We start from the raw sequence: 756 nt of genomic DNA, 5'->3' as shown, positions 1-756 counted from the left end.
CCCGGAATCTTTCAATGGCAGTCTGTTGATGATGTATTTTTAATGGTCGTTGATTAATTAGTTCAAGTGCTGCTAGGATCTCATCAGTCGTTACTTGGCTAAAATTGGTCTTTTTCGGGAAGAACCAGCGTAACCGTCTATTAAAATATTCATTGGAACCTCGCTCCCATGGTGAATATGGATGGCAAAAATAAACTTTGATCTGATAATCCTGTTCTAAGGCCTGATAATTGGCAAACTCTTTACCATGATCAACAGTAATGGATTTTACTTGGGGACCGAAGGCCCCCATAAACTTGCCAAAGGCGGTGTTTAGAGCCTTAGCCGTTCTATTAGGGGCTTTGATGGCCCATAGAAGTTGGGTCTTACGTTCTACGAATGTAACCAGACATGATCGTGACTCACTTCGACTAGAAAGCACCGTATCTACTTCCCAATGACCAAAAGCTAACCGTTGATTAACAGTTGTTGGCCGTTGTTCGATGGAAGTCCCACTTGTAAATTTCCCACGATTTTCGCTCACTCGGTGCTGGCGGACATTCCGATTGGGTAGATCAGTCAATTTGAAGGGGCGCCAGCCACGATTAAGCCAATTATAAATTGACGCAGTGCTCAAGTTATAAGCGGCCGCAATGGTTTCTGGTGACCAGGTTAATCGTAAGTGATTGGTAATTAAAGTCGCTAATGCTGCCGTCAGCATCGAACGACGACCGCAATTCCGCCTTTTGCGATCTGCATCTTGCTGAGCTAATTCTG

Annotated in this window: 1 protein-coding gene; it reads right to left on the bottom strand. The window is 44.3% G+C overall.

Translation table 11 applies throughout. From position 1 onward, the window contains the following. The coding region (locus tag IV64_RS07365; protein WP_057706633.1) for an IS30-like element ISLsa1 family transposase at nt 1-756 on the bottom strand (756 nt) is incomplete at both ends.

It is taken from the genome of Lactiplantibacillus xiangfangensis (assembly GCF_001438845.1).
Taxonomy (GTDB): Bacteria; Bacillota; Bacilli; order Lactobacillales; family Lactobacillaceae; genus Lactiplantibacillus; species Lactiplantibacillus xiangfangensis.
The sequence above is the reverse complement of the archived record's forward strand: the minus strand, read 5'-3'. Positions and strand labels throughout refer to the sequence as shown.